General features: G+C 40.7%; 4 protein-coding genes. 3 read left to right on the top strand and 1 reads right to left on the bottom strand.

Annotated features, from left to right (window positions below; genetic code table 11):
- Nucleotides 1-184 precede the first annotated feature (184 nt).
- The 3 genes from E5A76_RS08145 to E5A76_RS08135 all read left to right on the top strand — a co-directional run bounded on the left by E5A76_RS08145 (nucleotide 185) and on the right by E5A76_RS08135 (nucleotide 2,462).
- Nucleotides 185-1,051, top strand: coding sequence for a hypothetical protein (locus tag E5A76_RS08145; RefSeq protein WP_161118605.1), 867 nt, complete (start codon nucleotides 185-187; stop codon nucleotides 1,049-1,051).
- Between the two features lie 122 nt (nucleotides 1,052-1,173).
- Nucleotides 1,174-1,431: a hypothetical protein gene (locus E5A76_RS08140; protein ID WP_161118604.1), complete on the top strand. Its 258-nt coding sequence runs from the start codon at nucleotides 1,174-1,176 to the stop codon at nucleotides 1,429-1,431.
- 122 nt (nucleotides 1,432-1,553) lie between these two features.
- Nucleotides 1,554-2,462 carry an aldo/keto reductase gene (locus tag E5A76_RS08135; RefSeq protein WP_161118603.1) on the top strand — a complete coding sequence of 303 codons (909 nt, stop codon included), beginning with the start codon at nucleotides 1,554-1,556 and terminating at the stop codon, nucleotides 2,460-2,462.
- 85 nt (nucleotides 2,463-2,547) lie between these two features.
- On the opposite strand, the gene E5A76_RS08130 is transcribed toward E5A76_RS08135, so the two are convergent.
- Nucleotides 2,548-3,720, bottom strand: a complete 1,173-nt coding sequence (locus E5A76_RS08130; RefSeq protein WP_023931735.1) for a Card1-like endonuclease domain-containing protein — start codon at nucleotides 3,718-3,720, stop codon at nucleotides 2,548-2,550.
- Between the last annotated feature and the right edge of the window lie 186 nt (nucleotides 3,721-3,906).

The raw sequence follows: 3,906 nt of genomic DNA, 5'->3' as shown, positions 1-3,906 counted from the left end.
TATTAAATTCAAAGTATGAATTTAACTATATGTATGAATTTGTTTTTATTTTGAAAGATAAGATTAAAAATGATACCGGTATGTGATTTTTTATTTGACCTCAACCTAACTTGAGGTTTTATCCTTGCTTTAAATCAACCTCGCTGATGGCGAAATTACAGAAATTAAAGCAAGGAGAAAAACAATGACACAGTTTGTTGATAAAGGGATTTTAGCGTTAGCGAATGTAGTGGAAATTGACAGTAACGCATGGTTTCAAGGGCATACTGGGGCAGCATTACTGGCAGGCGATTCACTACTTCACAGTGGGGCGCTTAATGATTTAGCTAAGCAGAGTTTGCAAGAAAGATTAGCGCAGTTTGTTGATGATAATCAGCATTTAATGAATCCATTAGCAGCTAGCCCTAAAACTACCGATTACGGTAAAGTGGTAAATGCCATTGCGCTCAACGCACAGCAATTATGTCATTCAGGTCATGGAATTATTTATGGCGCATTGTTTTTAAATGCTGTTACTAATAATAACGTTGTTGTTACTGAACGTATGGTTACCAATATTGCCAAACTTATTATTAATTGTATGGATGATAATTGGGGGCGTTATTATGGCTTAACGGATTACCGTCAATACCAGCCGACAAGCTTATCAAATAAAGGCAAGATAGATATTCATCAACTTTGTATTCTTGCCGTGAAGCGCAGCACACAAGATCTTTACCATAATACTGATGAGCATTTTTTCTCTGGCGATAAATTGCATGGAATTACTCATGCTCATGCAATATTTCTACTCGATAAACTAGGCTACAAAGAATTAGCACAGCAAGCGGCGCAACAATCACTGATTCAATTAGAGCTTAATGATCGAAAACCTGAATCAGGGCTAAAAAAGGTGATACCAAAACCATTTGATTTATCGGATCCAAATATCTGGGGACGTGACTTTAACGATGATCACCAAATTAAGTTAGCGCACAGCTATGTGGAATTATCGATTAATATAAATCAGCCATTAGCAGAATTAGATAACCTTTGGGGAGCAACGGTGTAGCTTAATTGCCTTTATACCCAGAGCACTCAGGTATAGTTACCTATCACCGAACCACAACGTATTGGCGCAAACCTTGTTCAGAGCTATGATGTAATGCTTATTTATAGATAAAGGGATTGATTATGTTGTGGTTTTTGATGATTACCTTACCACTGATTTTAGTAATAGCGCATGTGGTGCTTCTTGCTACCAATCTTTATTCTTCGGTAAAACCTGCCTTGGTTATTCCTGCCATTATTGTTGTGTACTGCGGGTATTCCATTATCAGTGTGTCAGATCGAGATGCACTTCCTGCGATTATATTAGCGGTGTATTACTTAGCGTTGACTGTGTTTACGCTACGCAGAAGTTATACGTGGTATAGCAACCACCATGCTTAGTTTTGAAGGCAAGTGGTAAACAAACAAAATTCTTTGAAACCTGTCACTTTAGTCATTGTATCCCTGTGTTACGTTCGGTGAGCGCAAATTGTGCTGACGATAAATACAAGATGGATGTAAAGATGACTGAGAAGAACCAACAACTACGTAATGACGCTTTGTTTACTGATTTTATTCAAGGTTATTGGCGTATGGCGCAGTGGGGAATGACAGCGCAAGAGCGATTAACCTTTATTAAACAGCATATGGAGCTAGGTATTACAACGGTTGATCATGCGCCTGTTTATGGCAAACCATCTTGTGAATTGTTATTCGGTGAAGCATTAAAGCTACAGCCAAGCGTACGTGATGATCTGACCATTATTTCTAAGTGTGGCATTGTGCCGGGCAAAGAGGTAAATGGTACATCTCAGGTGGCGTACTACGATAGTCGTGCTAGCCATATCTTGAGCTCGGTCGATGAATCACTGCAACGTTTAGGTGTTGATAACCTCGATATTCTGCTTATTCACCGTCCTGATCTATTAATGGATGCTGATGAAATTAATAACGCGTTTGAAAAGCTGTATCAAGCAGGCAAAGTGAAACATTTCGGGGTATCAAATTTCTCGAAAGATGAATTTGCTTTATTGCAATCGCGTCTTGAAAAGCCATTAGTCACCAATCAAATCGAAATTAACCCTTTACACACCCAAGCGATTGAAGACGGCACATTAGCGCAATTACAGCAACATCGTGTTCGTCCTATGGCGTGGTCATGTTTAGCTGGCGGCGATATTTATAACGGTGATTCAGAACAAGCATGTCGTGTGCGTGATACGTTGAATGTATTAAAAGAAGAGTTAAATGCAGACAGCATCGATCAGGTGATCTTTGCATGGTTAATGCGTTTACCAACAAAACCAGCATTATTACTTGGAACGGGCAAGATAGAGCGTGTGAGAGCCGCTGTGGCAGCACAACAACTCGATCTAACCCATGAGCAATGGTATCGCCTATTAGAAGCCTCAAAGGGACATGGCGTAGCTTAATGTTATCTAAGTAAAGTTAGAAACTAAAAAAGACCTCAATGTGAGGTCTTTTTGTTTATGCGTGCTTTATTTTTTGAGCGTAAGGTTATGCAGGGTTATGGATGTGTGCTTCACCACCTGCGCCTTTAAGCCACTCGTAAAGGTGCGTTTGTAAATCGCCTAATTGATCTGGGCCAATGATTGCTAGACCTAAATCTTGTGCACGTACTAAGTCGTGATGACGCAGTGGGCGGAAACTTACTAGCATTGCGCGGGCTTGTAAGCCACCTAATAGATCACGCAGTGATTCAAGTTTGTATAACGTATCATCACCATCGTCACGCATGCCTTTAGTCTTACATTCAATGATGTGTAGCTTGTTATTAACGATAGTTGCCACATCCAATTCATTACGTACCTCACGCTCACCGATCTTACGGTAAACCTGCACACCTAATGAGTGGTCTTGGATTGTTGGCAGTTCGTTTTGAATTGCACGTACTGTGCTGTGAACAAGGTTTTCTAACCATTCGCCATTAGCAAATCGACGCGCTTCTTCGTGTTTGAATGTGAGAACGCCATCGCTATAAGTGGCTAAGCCAGTTTCTTCTAAATCTGCTAATAGTGTACCGAGCTCTTTGTAGCCTTGCTGCTTTTCACTCAGTTCTACATGCAGGATTTGTTCTTTACGACAGGTTGTTGCTAGGTAGTTTAAGGTCGCTAAACCTGGGCCTAATTCAAGGGCTGAACTTGCCCAGCGTTGTCCAAGTTCCCAAAGCTGTGCGTTTAGGGATTCAGGCATTGGGTTTTCTGATAGCTCACAACGAGCGCCGAAAATAGTCAGGTAATCGGTAATTTGAATGCGGTCTTGAACTTGTTGTTGTTCGCGATCAGATGGGAATAGCCAGCACATTTCATCACTGTAAGGTTCGATAACGTAAATTGGCCAGTGATAAGAGCGGAATACTTCGTAAGCGGAAAGTAGACGGTGACGTAAGCCGCAGCTTGCGTTAAACCAAACTTCACAACCCGTGTCTTTTAGCTGTTCTGCGAGTTGATGAATTCGGTCGCGAATTTGGCTGATGTTGATGATGTCTGGAATAACGAAGAATTCAACATCGATGTGTCTTGGTGTCAAAATAGAAGCTAAGCGGTCGTATTGTTCTCGCTGAATTTCAGTCCCGATAAATACCATTTTTCGAACGGGGACTGCTTCGTCAAGCAAGGGAGTGATCAAACGGACGGGGTCCTGATCAATAATACCAACATGAATAATCATAATAATCCTTAATGCGCCAAATTCTTATGGGGGCATATTTTGTGCGCGCATTAATTAATGAGAAGTGAATAAAGGGGCACGCAGCACACTTTAATAGGTTATATGAGGATTTTGAATGCGAAATTCAAGCCTAAAACACGCAGGGATTTTATTTTTCATTATTAGATATCGATAAAGGATCTCTAC

The sequence above is a fragment of the Photobacterium lucens genome, from assembly GCF_009873615.1.
GTDB classification, from domain to species: Bacteria; Pseudomonadota; Gammaproteobacteria; order Enterobacterales; family Vibrionaceae; genus Photobacterium; species Photobacterium lucens.
The sequence above is the reverse complement of the archived record's forward strand: the minus strand, read 5'-3'. Positions and strand labels throughout refer to the sequence as shown.

What these genes read in the sequence shown, in the direction of transcription:
- E5A76_RS08130 (WP_023931735.1), bottom strand. Translation starts at nt 3,720, where the DNA reads ATGATTATTCATGTTGGTATTATTGATCAGGACCCCGTCCGTTTGATC.
- E5A76_RS08140 (WP_161118604.1), top strand. Translation starts at nt 1,174, where the DNA reads ATGTTGTGGTTTTTGATGATTACCTTACCACTGATTTTAGTAATAGCG.
- E5A76_RS08145 (WP_161118605.1), top strand. Translation starts at nt 185, where the DNA reads ATGACACAGTTTGTTGATAAAGGGATTTTAGCGTTAGCGAATGTAGTG.
- E5A76_RS08135 (WP_161118603.1), top strand. Translation starts at nt 1,554, where the DNA reads ATGACTGAGAAGAACCAACAACTACGTAATGACGCTTTGTTTACTGAT.